Below are 15,294 nucleotides of genomic sequence, written 5' to 3' on the forward strand. Positions count from 1 at the left end.
GGGTGGCGCCGTTCAGCCGAGGTCGACGGCCGGGTAGAGCGGGAAGCCGGTCAGCAGGTCGCTGGCCTGCTTGGCGACCCGGTCGGCGACGGCCGGGTCGAGGACGTACTTGGCCTTGGACGCGGTGCCGTCCGGGTTGGCGCCCGGCTTGGTCTGGCTGAGCACGGTGTGGATCAGCTCGGCGGTCTCGTCCATCTGCGCGGTGCCGAGGCCCCGGCTGGTCAGCGCCGGGGTGCCGACCCGGATGCCGGAGGTGTACCAGGCGCCGTTCGGGTCCTGCGGCACGGAGTTGCGGTTGGTGACGATGCCGGAGTCGAGCAGCGCCTGCTCGGCCTGCCGGCCCGTCAGGCCGTAGCCCGAGACGTCGATCAGCACCAGGTGGTTGTCGGTGCCGCCGGTGACGAGCTTGCCGCCGCGCCGCAGCAGCCCGTCGGCGAGCGCCTGGGCGTTGTCCACGATCCGCTGGGCGTAGTCGGCGAAGTCGGGGCGGCGGGCCTCGGCGAGGGCGACGGCCTTGGCGGCCATCACGTGCGGCAGCGGGCCGCCGAGCACCATCGGGCAGCCCCGGTCGACCTGGTCGGCCAGCTCGGGCTGGCAGAGCACCATGCCGCCGCGCGGGCCACGCAGCGACTTGTGCGTGGTGGTGGTGACGATGTGCGCGTGCGGCACCGGGTCGAAGTCGCCGGTGAAGACCTTCCCGGCGACCAGGCCGGCGAAGTGCGCCATGTCGACCATGAAGGTGGCGCCGACCGAGTCGGCGATCTCCCGCATGATCCGGAAGTTGACCTTCCGCGGGTACGCCGAGTAGCCGGCGACCAGGATCAGCGGCTTGAACTCGCGGGCGGCCTCGGCGACCTTGTCGTAGTCGACGAGCCCGGTGGTCGGGTCGGTGCCGTAGCTGCGCTGGTCGAACATCTTGCCGGAGATGTTCGGCCGGAACCCGTGGGTGAGGTGGCCGCCGGCGTCCAGCGACATGCCGAGCATCCGCTGGTTGCCCAGCTCGCGGCGCAGCGCGAACCAGTCGGCCTCGGTGAGGTCGTTGACCTGCCGCACCTGGGCCTTCTTCAGCGCGGGCGACTCCACCCGGTCGGCCAGGATCGCCCAGAACGCGACGAGGTTGGCGTCGATGCCGGAGTGCGGCTGCACGTACGCGTGCGCGGCGCCGAACAGCTCCCGGGCGTGCTCGGCGGCGAGCGCCTCGACGGTGTCGACGTTCTGGCAGCCCGCGTAGAAGCGGCGCCCGACGGTGCCCTCGGCGTACTTGTCGCTGAACCAGTTGCCCATGGTCAGCAGGGTCGCGGGGGAGGCGTAGTTCTCGCTGGCGATGAGCTTGAGCGACTCGCGCTGGTCGGCGAGCTCGGCGCCGATGGCGTCGGCGACCCGCGGCTCGACGGCGCGGATCACCTCGAGGGCGCTGCGGAAGGCGGTGGATTCGGCGTTCAGCGACGACATGCGACCTCCAGTGACGTGCGGAAGGCCCAGGCGCTCGGCATGCGTCCTCATGACGGGACCGCTTCCCGATGGTTGTCCATCCCCACGCGCCAGTCACGGCCCGTGCCGATCCTACCGGGTCCGTCCCGGCGGTTCCCGGCCCACCTCGCGCGGCGGGGCGGGCGGGCACCGACGCGGGGCGTGACCGGCTCGCGGCGGGGCACAGCACACCCGGGGCCGACCGACACGGAGTTCTTCGACCGTGCCGAGATGGAGGACACCCGGGTCGGCTCCGGGCGCAAGGACGACCGCGGACCGTGGCCGAGCAGGGCCTCGCGGCGATGATGCGCGGCGACCAGACGGTGACCGCGGGTTCCCTGCTCAACAAGGTGCAGACCGCCGCCGGCAAGATCGCCCCGGACCGGCTCAAGGCGGCGCAGCACCGCAGGATGGCCGAGCCGGGCTGCGGAAGCTGAGCCCTTTCCGGGCCCGGCGGCGGTCCGTCGGGCCCGGCCGGTGGCGCGGGTGACCCTCGCGGTGGGGCCCGTCGCTGCCTAGGATCAGCGGCATGGCGGGGGAGGACGGCGAGGGCGGCAGTGTGCTCGCCATCAGCGACCTGCACGTCGGTCACGCGGGCAACCGGGAGGTGGTCGAGGGGCTGCGCCCCGGGTCGCCGCGGGACTGGCTGCTGGTCGCCGGCGACGTGGGCGACACGGTGGCCGACGTCGAGTGGGCCCTCGGCCTGCTCAGTCGCCGCTTCGCGAAGGTGCTCTGGGCGCCGGGCAACCACGAGCTGTGGACCCCGCCCGCCGATCCGGTGGCGCTGCGCGGGGCCGCGCGCTACGCGTACCTGGTCGACGTCTGCCGGCGGCTGGGCGTGCTGACCCCGGAGGACCCGTACCCGGTGTGGCGGGGGCAGGGCGGCCCGGTGCTGGTGGCGCCGCTGTTCCTGCTCTACGACCACAGCTGGCGCCCGGACGGGCTCGACACCCCCGAGGCGGCGCTGGAGGAGGCGTACCGGGTGGGGGTCGTGTGCACCGACGAGTTCCTGCTGCACCCCGACCCGTACCCGAGCCGGTCCGCATGGTGCGCCGCCCGGGTCGCCGAGACGGCGCGTCGGCTCGCCGAGCGGGAGCCGGGGCTGCCGACGGTGCTGGTCAACCACTGGCCGCTGCTGCGCGAGCCGACCCGGGTGCTGCGCTATCCGATCTTCGCCCAGTGGTGCGGCACCGAGTCCACCGCCGACTGGCACCTGCGCTTCGACGCCACCGCCGTGGTCTACGGCCACCTGCACATCCCCCGTACCACCTGGCACGACGGGGTGCGGTTCGAGGAGGTCTCGGTGGGCTACCCCCGGGAGTGGCGGCCCCGCGCCGCGCCACCGACACTGCGGCGGATCCTGCCCGCGCCCCCGGACGTGACGACGGGCCCCGGCGCACCGGGGCCCGTGGAGTCCCGTCCGCTCAGGCCGTCACCGCGTCCAGCGACTTCTTGATCGCCTTCGGGTCGGTCGGCTTGCGCGGCGCGTCCGCGCGCAGCGCGATCATCCGCTCGCCGATCTCCTGGAGCTGCTTACGGCCGAGTGCCTCGCGCACCTTGGGGAACCACTCCTGCTCCTCCTCCTCGACGTGGTGCAGGACGTTCTCGATCAGCACGGTGGTCTTGGCGTTGAAGCGCTCGTCGCCGGCGTCCATGGCGAACAGCTCGGCGCAGAGCACGTCGGCGACGTGGTGCTCCTCGTACGACTCGAGGATGTCGTCCTCCAGGTCGGGCAGGAGCTTGCGGACCTCGGGGTACATCACCTCGTTCTCGAGGTAGGTGTGCACCGTGAGGGCTTCCAGGATCTCGTTCACCAGCTTCTGCCGCCGCGCCGCCGGGCCCTCCTCGGCGTCCTGGAACGCCTTGAACAGGCGGCGCATCTCCTTGTGGTCCTCTTTCAACACCACGATGGCATCGGTGGACACCGTCGACCTCCTCGGCTCGTCTGACGACTCCTCCCGTACCCCCGTGGTGAGCAGCGAAAACGGGTGGGGCCCGGCGGTGATCCGCCGGGCCCCACCACGGGTCGTGCCGTGCCTGCTACTTCACCACGTTGTACGCGTTGACCATGCCGGCGCCGTAGAAGCCGTTGCGCTTGCCGCCGGAGCAGGTCGCGTCGTAGGCGTTCGGGCCGGCCGCGATCAGCGGCACCGGGTTGTAGACGCCGCCGGGGCAGGCGATCGCCTCGGCGGTGTTGCCCAGGAAGGCCGACAGCTGGCCGGACGTCATGCCCGGGTGCGCCGAGACGGCCAGGGCGGCCACGCCGGCGGCGTGCGGCGAGGACATCGAGGTGCCCTGCTTGTAGCCCCAACCGTTGGTCTTCGTGGTGGTGTTGTAGGTGGTGGACAGGATGCCGTCGGAGAGGGTCGAGCTGATCCCCCGGGTACGGAAGCGGGTGTCGCCACCCGGCGCCGTCACCTCGACCACGCCCTGGCCGTACGAGGAGTAGTAGCTCTTCTCCCCGGTCGGGCCGACCGCCGACACCGTCACCACGCCCGGCGCCTCACCCGGCAGGACGAGGCAGGAGCTGGTGAGGTTCTCGCGCTCCTCGGGCGTCCCGTTGTTCGGGCTGCCCGTGTCGGTGATCCTGTGGGCGAGGTCCCAGTTGCTGTTACCCGCGGACGCCACGTGCAGCACGCCCTTGCTCTGCGAGTAACGCAGGGCCCGCTGGACCGCCTTCCACACCGGACGCTGGCGTGCGTCGTTGCGGCAGTTCAGCTGCCACGGGTCGATGTAGTAGCTGTTGTTGGTCACCCGCATGCCCTGCTCGGCGGCCCACATGAACCCGCAGACCGCGGCCTCCGGGAAGATGTAGCCGTCGTCGTTGACCACCTTGACGGCGGCCACCTTGACGCCCGGGGCGACACCGGCCACGCCGACGCCGTTGACGGCGGCGGCGATGGTGCCGGCCACGTGCGTGCCGTGGTCGGAGGTGGTCGGGTTCCAGGCGGACTCGGTGGTGTCGGTGACGCCACCGAGGCAGGACGTGCTCTTGTTCTTCGCGATCTGGCTGGCCAGATCGGGGTGGCTGGACGAGATGCCGCTGTCCAGCACGCCCACCACCACGTCGGCCCGACCGGCGTTGACGGCGTGGGCCTGCGGTACATCGATCATCGGCATGTCCCACTGCTGACCGAAGAGGGGCTCCTTGGTCGGGTCGGCGGTCGTGTTGACCGCCTCGGCCGCGGAGACCTCCAGGGTCTCGCCCTCTTCGAGGGCGGTGCCCAGGCCGGCGGTGGACGCCACCGAGTCGACGCCCGCGCCCGCCACGTCCGTGACGAAGTCGGGGTTGGTCGACCGGACGACGAGCACGCCGATCTGGTCGTAGCTGGCGACCACGGTGCCGTCGGCGGCGGCCACGCGCGCGGCCGCCTTGTCGGTCTTGGCACCCTGCGGGGCGAGCACCAGGAACGTGGTGTCCGGGCCGGCGGCCGACGCCGCCGGGGCCACCCCGCCGGCGACGGCGAGGCCGACGCCGAGCGTCACGGCGGACGCGGCAGCCAGTGTCTTGCGACGGAGGTTCTTCACACAGACTCCCAGGGGCTGTTTCCAGCCGGGGTACGCCCCCTGGCGGGGAGCGACCGGCGGGAGGCGGGCGGAATGCACGCCTCCGCAAGCACCAGCGCCACGGAGCCGGGCAGCGTTACACGCGTCCGTGCGGGGCCGACGAAAGGTGTCAGACGGTCGCCAGGGTGTGCGGGATCTCGTCGAGCAGTTCCCGGGCGAGGAAGCCGATCCGGCCGAACCGGGGGACCAGCCGCTGACCGCTCACCGCGTGGGCGAACGCCGCCCAGCACGCGGCCTGCGCCGGTTCCGCCCCCCGCGACAGCAGCCCGGCCAGCAGCCCGGCGCGCACGTCCCCGCTGCCGGAGGTGCCCAGGCCCGCGTCGCCGCTCTCCTCCCGCCAACTGCGGCCGTCGGGGGTGGCGATGTGGCCGTAGAGGGAGACCACCGCGTCGTAGCGGCGGGCCAGCTCCGTGGCCTCGGCGTCCAGGTCGTCGCCGGGCTTCCGGTCGAGCAGGTGCCGGGCCTCGGTGAGGTTGGGGGTGAGCACCACCGGCCGACCGGACCCGACCAGCAGGTCCGGGGCGTGGCTCAGGGCACCCAGGGCGTACGCGTCGAGCACCAGCGACGTCTCCGGGCCGGCGGCGTCGAGCACCAGGCGCAGCAGGCGGCCGGTCTCGTCGATGTCCTTCAGCCCGGGGCCGAGGGCCACCACGTCGGCCTGCGTCACCAGCTCGTCCAGCAGCTCACCGGGCCGTCCCGCGACCGCCCCGTCGGCGGTCTCCGGCAGGCCCACCACCAGTGCCTCGGGCACCTGGATGCTCAGCGCGGCGGCGGTCGACTCGGCGGCGGCGAGCTGGAGCACACCGGCCCCGGCCCGCAACGCGGCCACGCCGGCGAGCAGCACCGCGCCGGGGGTGAACCGCGAGCCGCCGACCACCAGCACCGTGCCCCGGGCCTCCTTGCCGCCGGTCGGTACGGGCAGCGCCCAGTCCCGCAGCAGCCCGGGCGTGATCACGCGGGTGTCAGACCGGTTCGGCATGGACCTCGTCCTCCCTGGTCGGCCGGGCGCCCTGCGCGTGCAGGTGACCGACGTCGTTGAACACGTCCGGGGCGAGCCGGCCGTCGGTGCCGGCGGACCAGCCGGTGATCGAGCAGTTGGCGACGACCTGCTCGCGGGTCAGCGCCATCAGCTCCGCCTCGGTGAGCCCCTCCACCAGGTAGCGGGTCAGGAAGACCAGGGCGTCGTGACCGAACAGCAGCACGCGCCGGCCCTCGTGGTCGCGGCGCAGGTCGCCGAGCAGGGCGCGCAGGCGCAGTGCCACGTCGGTCCAGGACTCGCCGCCCGGCGGCCGGTAGTAGAACTTGCCGAGCCGGTCGCGGCGCGCCGCCTCCTCCGGGTGCCGTCGGCGCACCCCCTGCCCGGTCAGCCCGTCCAGGATGCCCAGCTCCCGGTCGCGCAGCCGCTCGTCACGGCTGAGGGGGATCCCGGTGCCGGCCAGGGCCAGCTCGGCGGTCTGCACCGCCCGCAGGTACGGCGACACCACCGCCACGTCCGGCCGGCGGGCCTCGGGCAGCCCGGCCAACCAGCGCGCGGTGGCCCGGGCCTGCTCCTCACCGGTCGGGCTCAACGGCACGTCCGCGTCGCGGTGGGTCAGGTCGATCAGCTCGGCGCCGGCGGCCTCGGCCGCCGTGGCCGCCACGTTCGCCGTGCTCTCACCGTGTCGGATGATCCAGAGCGTCGCCAGTTCCGCCATGCGGCAACCCCTACCCGCAAGCCCGCCCCGGATAACCGCGCCCGCCACCGGTGTCGTTCGGCCCGGGCAGCGGACGGAGACGGTGCGCCGGGTCGCGCCGGGGTGCCGATTCCGCACCGGCCCCGGCGCGCCGGTCAGCGCCGGCGATCCGACGTGGGGCGGGCGACCTCGCAGACCTCCCGCCGGATCTCCTCCAACCGGTCGGCCAGCTCCCGCGGCCGGCTCAGGGCCACCGGGTGCCCACCGTCCATCTCGTCCGGGCTGATCCCCAGCCGGTCGGAGACCAGCTTCCGCAGGAAGTCGATGGGGAAGAAGCGGTCACCCCGGCACAGCAGCGCCCGGGTCGGCACGTCCGGCCAGGCGGCGAGCGGCCAGGGCCTCTCGAACGGCGTCCCCGACTGGTCCCGGGCGTTGGCCGTGGCCTCCTCGACCAGCCGGGGCGGCAGCTCGTGGAAGAAGACGACGTTCGGGTCCTCGTCCTGCTCCGGCGTCCAGCCCTGGCGTTCGGCCTGGATCCGCCTGGCCTGCGCGTAGCCGGTGCCGCCCCACCACTCGCCCGGCGACTCGCCGGGGCGGGGCACCATCGGGGTCAGCAGCACGAGCAGGTCGACGCGGACCCGGTCGCACACCAGCGGGCCGGTGAACGCGCCAAACGACTGAGCCACGACGACCAGGTCCGTACGGTCCCCGATGGCCCGGACGGCGGCGTCGGTGTACTCCGCCAGCCCCGCCGAGTCGTCGGCGCACGGCAGGTCGACCGCCACCACGTCGTGCCCCCGGTCCCGCAACTGCTCCGCGAGGAGGTGCCAGTACCAGGGGCCGCTGCCCGCGGGCGGGATCAACACGTAGGTCGCCACTGTCAGTGATCCTCCAGGTCCGGGGAGTGGCCGACGGCGCGCGCGGGCAGCGCGTCGTGGCGCCGGTCGTCGTACCGGTCGTGGTGCCGCCACCACTGCTGCGGATATTCCAGCCCCTCCTCCTGTCGGCCCAACGCCGTCAGGTCGAGGTAGTTGTAGGTGTTGATCAACGCGTCGCCGCCCCGGGAGAAGGCCGAGTAGGTGTGGAAGACGTCCGCCCCGTCGCGGAGGAACACGCTCAGCCCGGAGCATTCCGCGTCGTCCCTGGTGGCCCCGAAGTCGGGATTGAAGTCCCCACCGAAGGACGAGAACCAGGGAACAGTCCACCCCATCCGCCGCCGGAACGGCTCGATCCTGGTCAGCGGCGCCCGGGACACCAGCACCAGGTTGGTGTCCCGGGCGTGCAGGTGAGCCGGGTGGCCGAGGTTGTCGACCTGTAGGGAGCAGCCCACGCAACCCTCGTCCCAGTCGGGGTGGAACATGAAGTGCCGGACGATGAGCTGGCGACGACCGTCGAACAGACCCGGCAGATCCACCGGACCGTCCGGGGAGTCGAAGACGTACTCCTTGTCGATCCGGATTATCGGTAGCCGGCGCCGCTGAGCGCTCAACGCGTCGCGTGCCCGGGTGAGCTCCTTCTCGCTGACGAGCAGTTCGGCACGCGCCGCCTCCCACTCGTCTCGGCTGACAACTCTCGGCTGGGCCATGGTTTCTCTCCTGCCTCCGTCCTTCCGGCGACGTCAGCGTCGCGCCGCACCGCCGGCCACCCCATTGAGACGGCGGGGCGGCTGAGAACTCATCGCCGCCGCCGTCCGTCAACGGGTCATCGGCAGCCCGAAGGCCGGAAAGACGCGGGGAGGGAACGCGGTGACCTCCACGACCTCGCCAGCCTCGATGCGGAGCACGTCGAGGCCCAGCGCGTGGTAGCGGGGCCGGCCGGGCCCACGCACGTAGCAGGCGACGGCGGGCTGGCGGTTGGCCCGGGTGGGCACGTGACACCAGTCCTTCCAGGCGGTCGGCCCGATCAGCGCAGGCGCCCAGCACTCGATGATCGCGTCCCGTCCCTCGTACCAGGTCGGCTCGGGCGGCATGGTGAAGCGGGCGTCCTCGCGCAGCAACGCCGCCAGCGCCGTCAGGTCGGCGCTTTCGGTCGCCGTCACGTACCGCTGGAGCACCGCCCGTTCCTCGGCGCTCGGGTCGGTCGCCGCCGGCCACTCCGTCCGCCGTTGCGGCAGGCGCTGCCGGAGGGTGGCGCGCGCCCGTTGCAGGGCGCTGTTGACCGCGGCGACCGTGCCGTCGAGCAGCGTGGCGGTGTCCGCCGCCGGCCAGCCGAGCACGTCGCGCAGGATGAGCACCGCCCGTTGCCGGGGCGGCAGGTGCTGGATCGCGGCGAGGAACGCCAGCTCGATGGTCTCCTTGGCCACCAGAGCCGCGTCCGGCTCGACGTCCGGCGGGGCGGGCGGATCGAGCAGCCGGTCCGGATAGGGCTGGAGCCAGGGGATTTCCGCCTGCGGCAACGAGGCCCGGCCGGGCCCGGGGACCCGGGACGACCTCGGCGCGACGAGCGGACCGGGCTGCCGCTGACGGCGGTCGAGGAAGTCGAGACAGGCGTTGGTGGCGATCCGGTAGAGCCAGGCCCGCACGGTGGAGCGGCCCTGGAAGCTCTCCCGGCTGCGCCAGGCCCGCAGGAACGTCTCCTGCACGAGATCCTCGGCGTCGTCGAACGACCCGAGCATCCGGTAGCAGTGCACCTGCAACTCCCGCCGGTGCCGGTCGGTCAGCTCCGCGAAGGCATGCTCGTCGCCCGACCGGAGGGCCGCACCGGCCGCGGTCGCCCCGCTCCCGCCCGATCCCGCGTCACCTTCGCCCACGAACCGTCTCCCCCGTCCCGGTCACCGGATCATCGACGCACCGTAACCCACCGGTACGACGACCGACGACGACGGAGTCGTCACCGGCGTCCGATTCCAGCCCGGAAGGCCTCGACCAGTCCGCCGGGGTGCCCCGTGCCCGGGGCGTGATCGCGGCCGGGCCGGGTAAGCGCTGCCTCCATCGATCACCGAGACGGGGAGGTGTGCCGTGGCCACGATGGTCAGGGAGCCGGCGAGCCCGGTGAAGGACCAGAACTACGACCTGATCCACGCGCTGCAGATGTCGTTGCAGCACATCTGGCAGTTGGAGAACTACATCGCCGACGCCGACGCGCGGGGCGACACGGAACTGGCCACCTGGTTCCGGAAGATCCAGGAGAACAACCGCAAGGCGGGCGAGCAGGGCAAGCGGATGCTCATCTCGCGCCTCCAGGAGGAGATGAGCTGAGTCCCGCCGCCGGCGGCCGGGGCTCCGCGCACGGACCACCCGGCCGCCGGCGCGCGTGCCCGGCGTCGACCCCGGCGGGATCCGTGTCGGTCGGCGCGGGCCGTGACGCGGCGTGCCGGCCGACCGGGCGGGTTACGGTGTGCACGTGGCGACGCCGGCCGAGGAGATCCAGGTGGGGGAGCGGCTGGTGCGTGTCTCCAGCCCCGACAAGCCGTACTTCCCGGAACTCGGGCTGACCAAGCTGGACGTGGTGCGCTACTTCCTCGCCGTCGGCGACGGCATCCTGCGCGCCCTGCGGGACCGCCCGACCATGCTGGAGCGGTGGCCGCGCGGCGTCTTCGACGGGGCGAAGATCGGCACCCGGCAGGACAACCGGGGCGACGCCTTCTACCAGAAGCGACTGCCGGCGGGCGCGCCCGACTGGGTGCGCACCGCCCACATCACCTTCCCCAGCGGGCGTACGGCCGACGAGGTCGCGCCCGGTGAGCTGGCGGTGGTGATCTGGGCGGCCAACCTGGGCACGCTGCGGTTCCACCCGTGGCCGGTCTCCGCCGCCGACGTCGAGCGGCCCGACCAGCTGCGCATCGACCTGGACCCGATGCCGGGGGTGGGCTTCGACCAGGTGGTGCCGGTGGCCCACGAGGTGCGCGCGTTCCTCGCCGAGCTGGGGCTGACCGGCTACCCGAAGACCACCGGCGGACGGGGCCTGCACGTCTACCTGTCCATCGAGCCCCGGTGGAGCTTCGGCGACTGCCGGCGGGCGGTGCTGGCGCTGGGGCGGGAGATGCAGCGCCGGCTGCCGGACCTGGTCACCACCACCTGGTGGCGGGAGCAACGGGACCGGCCGGTCTTCGTCGACTACAACCAGATGTCCCGGGACCACACGATGGCCTCGGCGTACTCCATCCGCCCCACCCCGCAGGCGCTGGTCTCCGCGCCGCTGGACTGGTCGGAGCTGGACGACGCCCGGCCGGAGGACTTCGCCGTGACCACGATGCCCGCCCGGTTCGCCGGGCGCGGCGACCCGCACGCGGGCCTCGACGACCGGCGGTTCTCCCTCCAGCCGCTGCTGGAGTTGGCCGACCGGGAGGGCCTGGAGGCCCCGCCGGAGCGCTGAGCGGACCGGCCGGCGGGGAGGCCGCCGCGCCGGCTCACTCCCACGGGCTGCGCTCGCCGTCGAACTCCTCGAAGACCAGCCAGGTGCGGGTGGAGAGTACGCCGGCGATGCTCTGCACGCGGCCCAGCACCACGTCGCGCAGGGTGGCGTTGTCGGGCGCCCGGACCAGGGCGAGCACGTCGTGGTCGCCGCCGAGCAGGGCGGCGTGCTCGATGTAGCGCACCCGGGCCAGCTCCGCCGACACCTCGCGCCAGGTGTTCTGCTCGATCTTCAGCGCGATGTACGCCGAGGTGCCGAGCCCCGCCGCCTCGGGCGCGACCTGGGCCCGGAAGCCGGTGATCACGCCGTCGCGCAGCAGCCGCTCGACGCGGGCGTACGCGTTGGTGCGCGAGATGTGGATGCGCTCGGCGAGGGTACGCACCGACGTGCGGCCGTCGCGGACCAGCTCGTCGAGGATCCGCCGGTCGACGTCGTCCAGCGGTCGCGCCGAACGTCCCGTTCCGGCTGCCGGCTCCGCCACGCCCCCGGACTCCTGGCTCACTTCGCTGCCCGTCCCATGCCATCCGTCCCGCGTTTGTCCTGGATCTTGAGTCAATCATCCGACAGCAGGAGCATAGGCCCACCACACGTCCAGGAGGTCCCGCCGTGACGACCACACCCGAGGCGGTCCGCAGGGCCCCGCGCAGCCGCCGGGCGGCCACCCCGCCCGACCCGGCCAAGCCGCTGCTGCCGGCCACCGAACCCGTCCGTCTGCTCGATCCGACCGGTACGCCGCTGCGCGCCCCCGCCGCCTACCCCGAGCCGCCCGTCGAGGCGCTCGTCGAGATGTACCGGCGGATGGTCGTCGGCCGCCGCTTCGACGTCCAGGCCACCGCGCTGACCAAGCAGGGCCGGCTGGCCGTCTACCCGTCCTCGCGCGGCCAGGAGGCCTGCCAGGTCGGCGCCGTCCTCGCCCTGCGCGAGTCGGACTGGGTCTTCCCGACCTACCGGGAGTCGATGGCTCTCGTCAGTCGGGGCATCGACCCCGTCGAGGTGCTGACCCTGCTGCGCGGGGACTGGCACTGCGGGTACGACCCCGCCGAGCGGCGCACCGCCCCGCAGTGCACCCCGCTGGCCACGCAGTGCGTGCACGCCGCCGGCGTGGCCTACGGCGAGGCGTACCAGGGGCGCGACACCGTGGCGCTGGCGTTCATCGGCGACGGCGCCACCAGCGAGGGCGACTTCCACGAGGGCGTCAACTTCGCCGCCGTGTTCAAGGCCCCCGTCGTCTACTTCGTGCAGAACAACCGGTACGCGATCAGCGTCCCGCTGTCGCGGCAGACCGCCGCCCCGTCGCTGGCGTACAAGGGCGTCGGTTACGGCGTGCCCAGCGAGCAGGTCGACGGCAACGACCCCGTGGCCGTGCTCGCGGTGCTCACCCGCGCGGTGGAGCACGCCCGCTCCGGCAAGGGCCCGTTCCTGGTCGAGGCGCACACCTACCGGATGGAGGCGCACACCAACGCCGACGACGCCACCCGCTACCGCGACGGCGCCGAGGTCGAGGCCTGGCGGGACCGGGACCCGGTGGTCCGGCTGGAGACGTACCTGCGCTCGCGCGGCGCCCTCGACGACGCCGCCGTCGCCGCGGTCGCCGAGGAGGCCGAGGCGTACGCCGCCGACCTGCGCACCCGGATGAACGCGCAGCCGACGGTCGACCCGATGAGCCTCTTCGACCACGTCTACGCCGAGCCCACCCCACAACTGGTCGAGCAGCGCGAGCAGGTCCGCGCCGAGCTGGCCGCCGCCGCGGACGAGGAGGGTGAGCGCTGATGGCGACCCTGACCATGGCGAAGGCGCTCAACGCCGCGCTCGCCGACGCGATGCTCGACGACGACCGGGTGGTCGTCTTCGGCGAGGACGTCGGGGCGCTCGGTGGCGTCTTCCGGATCACCGACGGCCTCCAGGCCCGCTTCGGCGACAAGCGTTGCTTCGACACCCCGCTCGCCGAGGCCGGCATCGTCGGCTTCGCCGTCGGCATGGCCATGTCCGGGCTGCGCCCGGTGGTCGAGATGCAGTTCGACGCGTTCGCGTACCCGGCGTTCGAGCAGATCGCCTCGCACGTGGCGAAGCTGCGCAACCGCACCCGGGGCGCGCTCAGCGTGCCGATCGTCATCCGGGTGCCGTACGCCGGCGGCATCGGCGGCGTCGAGCACCACTGCGACTCCAGCGAGGCCTACTACGCGCACACCCCGGGCCTGAAGGTCGTCACCCCGGCCACGGTCGAGGACGCGTACTCGCTGCTGCGCCAGGCGATCGACGATCCCGACCCGGTCGTGTTCATGGAGCCGAAGAAGCTCTACTTCTCCAGCGCCGAGGCGGAGCTCTCCACGACCACCGCGCCGATCGGCCGCGCGGTCGTGCGTCGCCCCGGCCGCGACGCGACGCTCGTGGCGTACGGGCCGGCGGTGCCGGTCGCGCTGGAGGCCGCCGAGGCCGCCCGCGAGGAGGGCTGGGACCTGGAGGTCGTGGACGTGCGCAGCATCGTGCCGTTCGACGACGAGACCGTCACGGCCTCGGTCCGGCGCACCGGCCGGTGCGTGGTGATCCAGGAGGCGCAGGGCTTCGCGGGGGTCGGCGCCGAGATCGCCGCCCGCGTGCAGGAGCGCTGCTTCCACGCCCTGCACGCCCCCGTGCTGCGGGTGTCCGGGCTGGACATCCCGTACCCGGCGCCGATGCTGGAGCACACCCACCTGCCGTCGGTGGACCGGGTCCTCGACACGGTGGCCCGGCTCCAGTGGGACGACCAGCCCGACGGGCGCTGGCTGAGCCGGGGGAGCGCGGCGTGACCACCGTGGATGGTACGCAGGTCTTCCTCCTGCCCGACCTGGGCGAGGGGCTGAGCGAGGCCGAGATCGTCGAGTGGCGGGTCGCCGTGGGTGACGTGGTCACGGTGGACCAGAGCGTCGTCGAGGTGGAGACCGCCAAGGCGGTCGTCGACGTGCCCTGCCCGTACGCCGGGCGGGTCGTGGCGCTGCACGGCGCGGCGGGCGAGACCCGCCCGGTCGGCCAGCCGCTGATCACCATCGCGCCCCTCGACGGCGACGGCGGGGCCGGCGACGAGCCCGCCGGGCACGCCACCTACCGCGAGGAGGAACGGGCCGGTTCCGGCAACGTCCTCATCGGCTACGGCACCGGCCACGGCGGCGCGGGGCGGCGGCGTCGGCGCCCCCGTCTCGTGGCCGCGCCCGATCCCACCCCCGCCGCGTCGGCGGCGCCCGCCCCGGTCGAGCGCCCGGCCGCCCTTGCCGACCGTCCGGACGCCGCGTCGGCGCCCCTGGTCATCTCGCCGATCGTGCGCCGGCTGGCCCGCGAGCACGGCCTCGACCTGGCCGCCCTGCGCGGCACCGGCCCCGGCGGCGTGGTGCGCCGGGCGGACGTGGAGGCCGCCGTCGCCGAGGCGGCCACGCCCGCCGCCCGGCTCGCCGCGGTGCCGGACGAGCCCGCCCCGTCGGCCGTCCCCGGCGCGGAGGACCTCGTCGTCCCGCTGACCGGCATCCGCAAGGTGATCGCCGACAAGCTCTCCCGCAGCCGGCGGGAGATCCCCGAGGTGACCATCTGGGTGGACGTGGACGCCACCGGGCTGCTGGAGACCCGCGTGGCGATCAACGCGGCGACCCCGGACGCGCCGGTGAGCATCCTGGCCCTGCTGGCCCGGATCTGCCTGTCCGGGCTGCGCCGGTACCCGCAGCTCAACGCCCGGGTCGACACCGAGGGCCAGCGGATCGTCCAGTCCGCCGGGGTGCACCTGGGCATCGCCGCCCAGACCGACCGGGGGCTGGTCGTGCCGGTGCTGCGGGACGCGCAGCGGCTCACCACCGCCGAGCTGGCCGCCGAGCTGACCGCGACCACCACGGCCGCCCGGGCCGGCACGCTGCCCCCGGCCCGGCTGACCGGTGGCACGTTCACGCTCAACAACTACGGCGTCTTCGGCGTCGACGGCTCCACCCCGATCATCAACCACCCGGAGGCGGCGCTGCTCGGGGTGGGCCGGATCGTGGACAAGCCCTGGGTGGTGGACGGGCAGCTCGCGGTGCGCAAGGTGACGCAGCTCAGCCTGACCTTCGACCACCGGGTCTGCGACGGCGGGGTGGCCGGCGGCTTCCTGCGGCACGTCGCCGACTGCGTCGAGCGGCCGGCGGTGCTGATCGCCAACGTCTGACCCGCGTCCGCGACGGCCCCGGCTCTCCGCCTCCCGGCGGGTGCCGGGGCCGTCGCCGTGCCGGGCCGCGTT

At 73.7% G+C, this 15,294-nt stretch carries 16 protein-coding genes and 1 riboswitch; of the genes, 7 read left to right on the forward strand and 9 right to left on the reverse strand.

Annotated features, from left to right (window positions below; translation table 11 throughout):
* Positions 1–12: 12 nt before the first annotated feature.
* The gene (locus GA0070610_RS11350; protein WP_088999998.1) at positions 13–1,452 is read right to left on the reverse strand and encodes a glycine hydroxymethyltransferase; all 1,440 of its coding nucleotides are present in this window, start codon (positions 1,450–1,452) and stop codon (positions 13–15) included.
* A 17-nt stretch (positions 1,453–1,469) separates the two neighbouring features.
* Positions 1,470–1,559: riboswitch (ZMP/ZTP riboswitch) on the reverse strand.
* A 189-nt stretch (positions 1,560–1,748) separates the two neighbouring features.
* Here GA0070610_RS11350 and GA0070610_RS31105 point away from each other — a divergent pair.
* Positions 1,749–1,907: a hypothetical protein gene (locus GA0070610_RS31105; RefSeq protein WP_197697827.1), complete on the forward strand. Its 159-nt coding sequence runs from the start codon at positions 1,749–1,751 to the stop codon at positions 1,905–1,907.
* 92 nt (positions 1,908–1,999) lie between these two features.
* Positions 2,000–2,926 carry a metallophosphoesterase family protein gene (locus GA0070610_RS11360; RefSeq protein ID WP_088999999.1) on the forward strand — a complete coding sequence of 309 codons (927 nt, stop codon included), beginning with the start codon at positions 2,000–2,002 and terminating at the stop codon, positions 2,924–2,926.
* Here GA0070610_RS11360 and GA0070610_RS11365 read toward each other — a convergent pair.
* The 7 genes from GA0070610_RS11365 to GA0070610_RS11395 all read right to left on the reverse strand — a co-directional run bounded on the left by GA0070610_RS11365 (position 2,895) and on the right by GA0070610_RS11395 (position 9,459).
* Positions 2,895–3,395 (reverse strand): hemerythrin domain-containing protein, encoded by a 501-nt coding sequence (locus GA0070610_RS11365; protein WP_089000000.1) that lies wholly within the window; start codon positions 3,393–3,395, stop codon positions 2,895–2,897. The genes GA0070610_RS11360 and GA0070610_RS11365 overlap by 32 nt on opposite strands.
* A gap of 115 nt (positions 3,396–3,510) precedes the next feature.
* Positions 3,511–4,998, reverse strand: a complete 1,488-nt coding sequence (locus GA0070610_RS11370) for a S8 family peptidase (protein ID WP_089000001.1) — start codon at positions 4,996–4,998, stop codon at positions 3,511–3,513.
* 148 nt (positions 4,999–5,146) lie between these two features.
* Positions 5,147–6,016 (reverse strand): NAD(P)H-hydrate dehydratase, encoded by an 870-nt coding sequence (locus tag GA0070610_RS11375; protein WP_089000002.1) that lies wholly within the window; start codon positions 6,014–6,016, stop codon positions 5,147–5,149.
* Positions 6,000–6,731 (reverse strand): histidine phosphatase family protein, encoded by a 732-nt coding sequence (locus tag GA0070610_RS11380; RefSeq protein WP_089000003.1) that lies wholly within the window; start codon positions 6,729–6,731, stop codon positions 6,000–6,002. Before GA0070610_RS11380 ends, GA0070610_RS11375 begins: the two co-directional genes overlap by 17 nt.
* 134 nt (positions 6,732–6,865) lie before the next feature.
* A complete protein-coding gene (locus GA0070610_RS11385) occupies positions 6,866–7,588 on the reverse strand; it encodes an alpha/beta hydrolase (RefSeq protein WP_089000004.1) in 723 nt (240 codons plus the stop codon).
* Positions 7,589–7,590: 2 nt separating this feature from the next.
* Positions 7,591–8,295, reverse strand: coding sequence for a DUF899 domain-containing protein (locus GA0070610_RS11390; protein ID WP_089000005.1), 705 nt, complete (start codon positions 8,293–8,295; stop codon positions 7,591–7,593).
* A 108-nt stretch (positions 8,296–8,403) separates the two neighbouring features.
* Positions 8,404–9,459 (reverse strand): sigma-70 family RNA polymerase sigma factor, encoded by a 1,056-nt coding sequence (locus tag GA0070610_RS11395; protein ID WP_089000006.1) that lies wholly within the window; start codon positions 9,457–9,459, stop codon positions 8,404–8,406.
* 217 nt (positions 9,460–9,676) lie between these two features.
* Between GA0070610_RS11395 and GA0070610_RS11400 the strand changes: the two genes are divergently transcribed.
* Entirely contained in the window at positions 9,677–9,907 is a 231-nt protein-coding gene (locus GA0070610_RS11400; RefSeq protein WP_089003424.1) for a hypothetical protein, read from the forward strand.
* 145 nt (positions 9,908–10,052) lie between these two features.
* Positions 10,053–11,024 carry a DNA polymerase domain-containing protein gene (locus GA0070610_RS11405; RefSeq protein ID WP_089003425.1) on the forward strand — a complete coding sequence of 324 codons (972 nt, stop codon included), beginning with the start codon at positions 10,053–10,055 and terminating at the stop codon, positions 11,022–11,024.
* Positions 11,025–11,058: 34 nt separating this feature from the next.
* Here the strand turns inward: GA0070610_RS11405 and GA0070610_RS11410 are convergent, their stop codons facing one another.
* Complete coding sequence (locus GA0070610_RS11410) at positions 11,059–11,544, reverse strand: Lrp/AsnC family transcriptional regulator (RefSeq protein WP_231926066.1); 486 nt, start codon at positions 11,542–11,544, stop codon at positions 11,059–11,061.
* 125 nt (positions 11,545–11,669) lie between these two features.
* Here GA0070610_RS11410 and pdhA point away from each other — a divergent pair, with 125 nt between their 5' ends.
* From pdhA to GA0070610_RS11425, 3 genes are read left to right on the forward strand one after another with little or no spacing between them, the layout of a single operon-like run.
* Positions 11,670–12,833 (forward strand): pyruvate dehydrogenase (acetyl-transferring) E1 component subunit alpha, encoded by a 1,164-nt coding sequence (pdhA, locus tag GA0070610_RS11415; RefSeq protein ID WP_089000008.1) that lies wholly within the window; start codon positions 11,670–11,672, stop codon positions 12,831–12,833.
* Positions 12,833–13,849 carry an alpha-ketoacid dehydrogenase subunit beta gene (locus GA0070610_RS11420; protein ID WP_089000009.1) on the forward strand — a complete coding sequence of 339 codons (1,017 nt, stop codon included), beginning with the start codon at positions 12,833–12,835 and terminating at the stop codon, positions 13,847–13,849. Before pdhA ends, GA0070610_RS11420 begins: the two co-directional genes overlap by 1 nt.
* Positions 13,846–15,222, forward strand: coding sequence for a dihydrolipoamide acetyltransferase family protein (locus GA0070610_RS11425; protein WP_089000010.1), 1,377 nt, complete (start codon positions 13,846–13,848; stop codon positions 15,220–15,222). Before GA0070610_RS11420 ends, GA0070610_RS11425 begins: the two co-directional genes overlap by 4 nt.
* Positions 15,223–15,294: the final 72 nt, after the last annotated feature.

Source organism: Micromonospora echinofusca (genome assembly GCF_900091445.1).
Taxonomy (GTDB): domain Bacteria; phylum Actinomycetota; class Actinomycetes; order Mycobacteriales; family Micromonosporaceae; genus Micromonospora; species Micromonospora echinofusca.

Bases quoted from the DNA above. Each gene is read 5' to 3' on its own strand.
- GA0070610_RS11400 (WP_089003424.1), top strand. From the start codon at position 9,677: ATGGTCAGGGAGCCGGCGAGCCCGGTGAAGGACCAGAACTACGACCTG.
- GA0070610_RS11390 (WP_089000005.1), bottom strand. From the start codon at position 8,295: ATGGCCCAGCCGAGAGTTGTCAGCCGAGACGAGTGGGAGGCGGCGCGT.
- GA0070610_RS11375 (WP_089000002.1), bottom strand. From the start codon at position 6,016: ATGCCGAACCGGTCTGACACCCGCGTGATCACGCCCGGGCTGCTGCGG.
- GA0070610_RS11350 (WP_088999998.1), bottom strand. From the start codon at position 1,452: ATGTCGTCGCTGAACGCCGAATCCACCGCCTTCCGCAGCGCCCTCGAG.
- GA0070610_RS11380 (WP_089000003.1), bottom strand. From the start codon at position 6,731: ATGGCGGAACTGGCGACGCTCTGGATCATCCGACACGGTGAGAGCACG.
- GA0070610_RS11360 (WP_088999999.1), top strand. From the start codon at position 2,000: ATGGCGGGGGAGGACGGCGAGGGCGGCAGTGTGCTCGCCATCAGCGAC.
- GA0070610_RS11420 (WP_089000009.1), top strand. From the start codon at position 12,833: ATGGCGACCCTGACCATGGCGAAGGCGCTCAACGCCGCGCTCGCCGAC.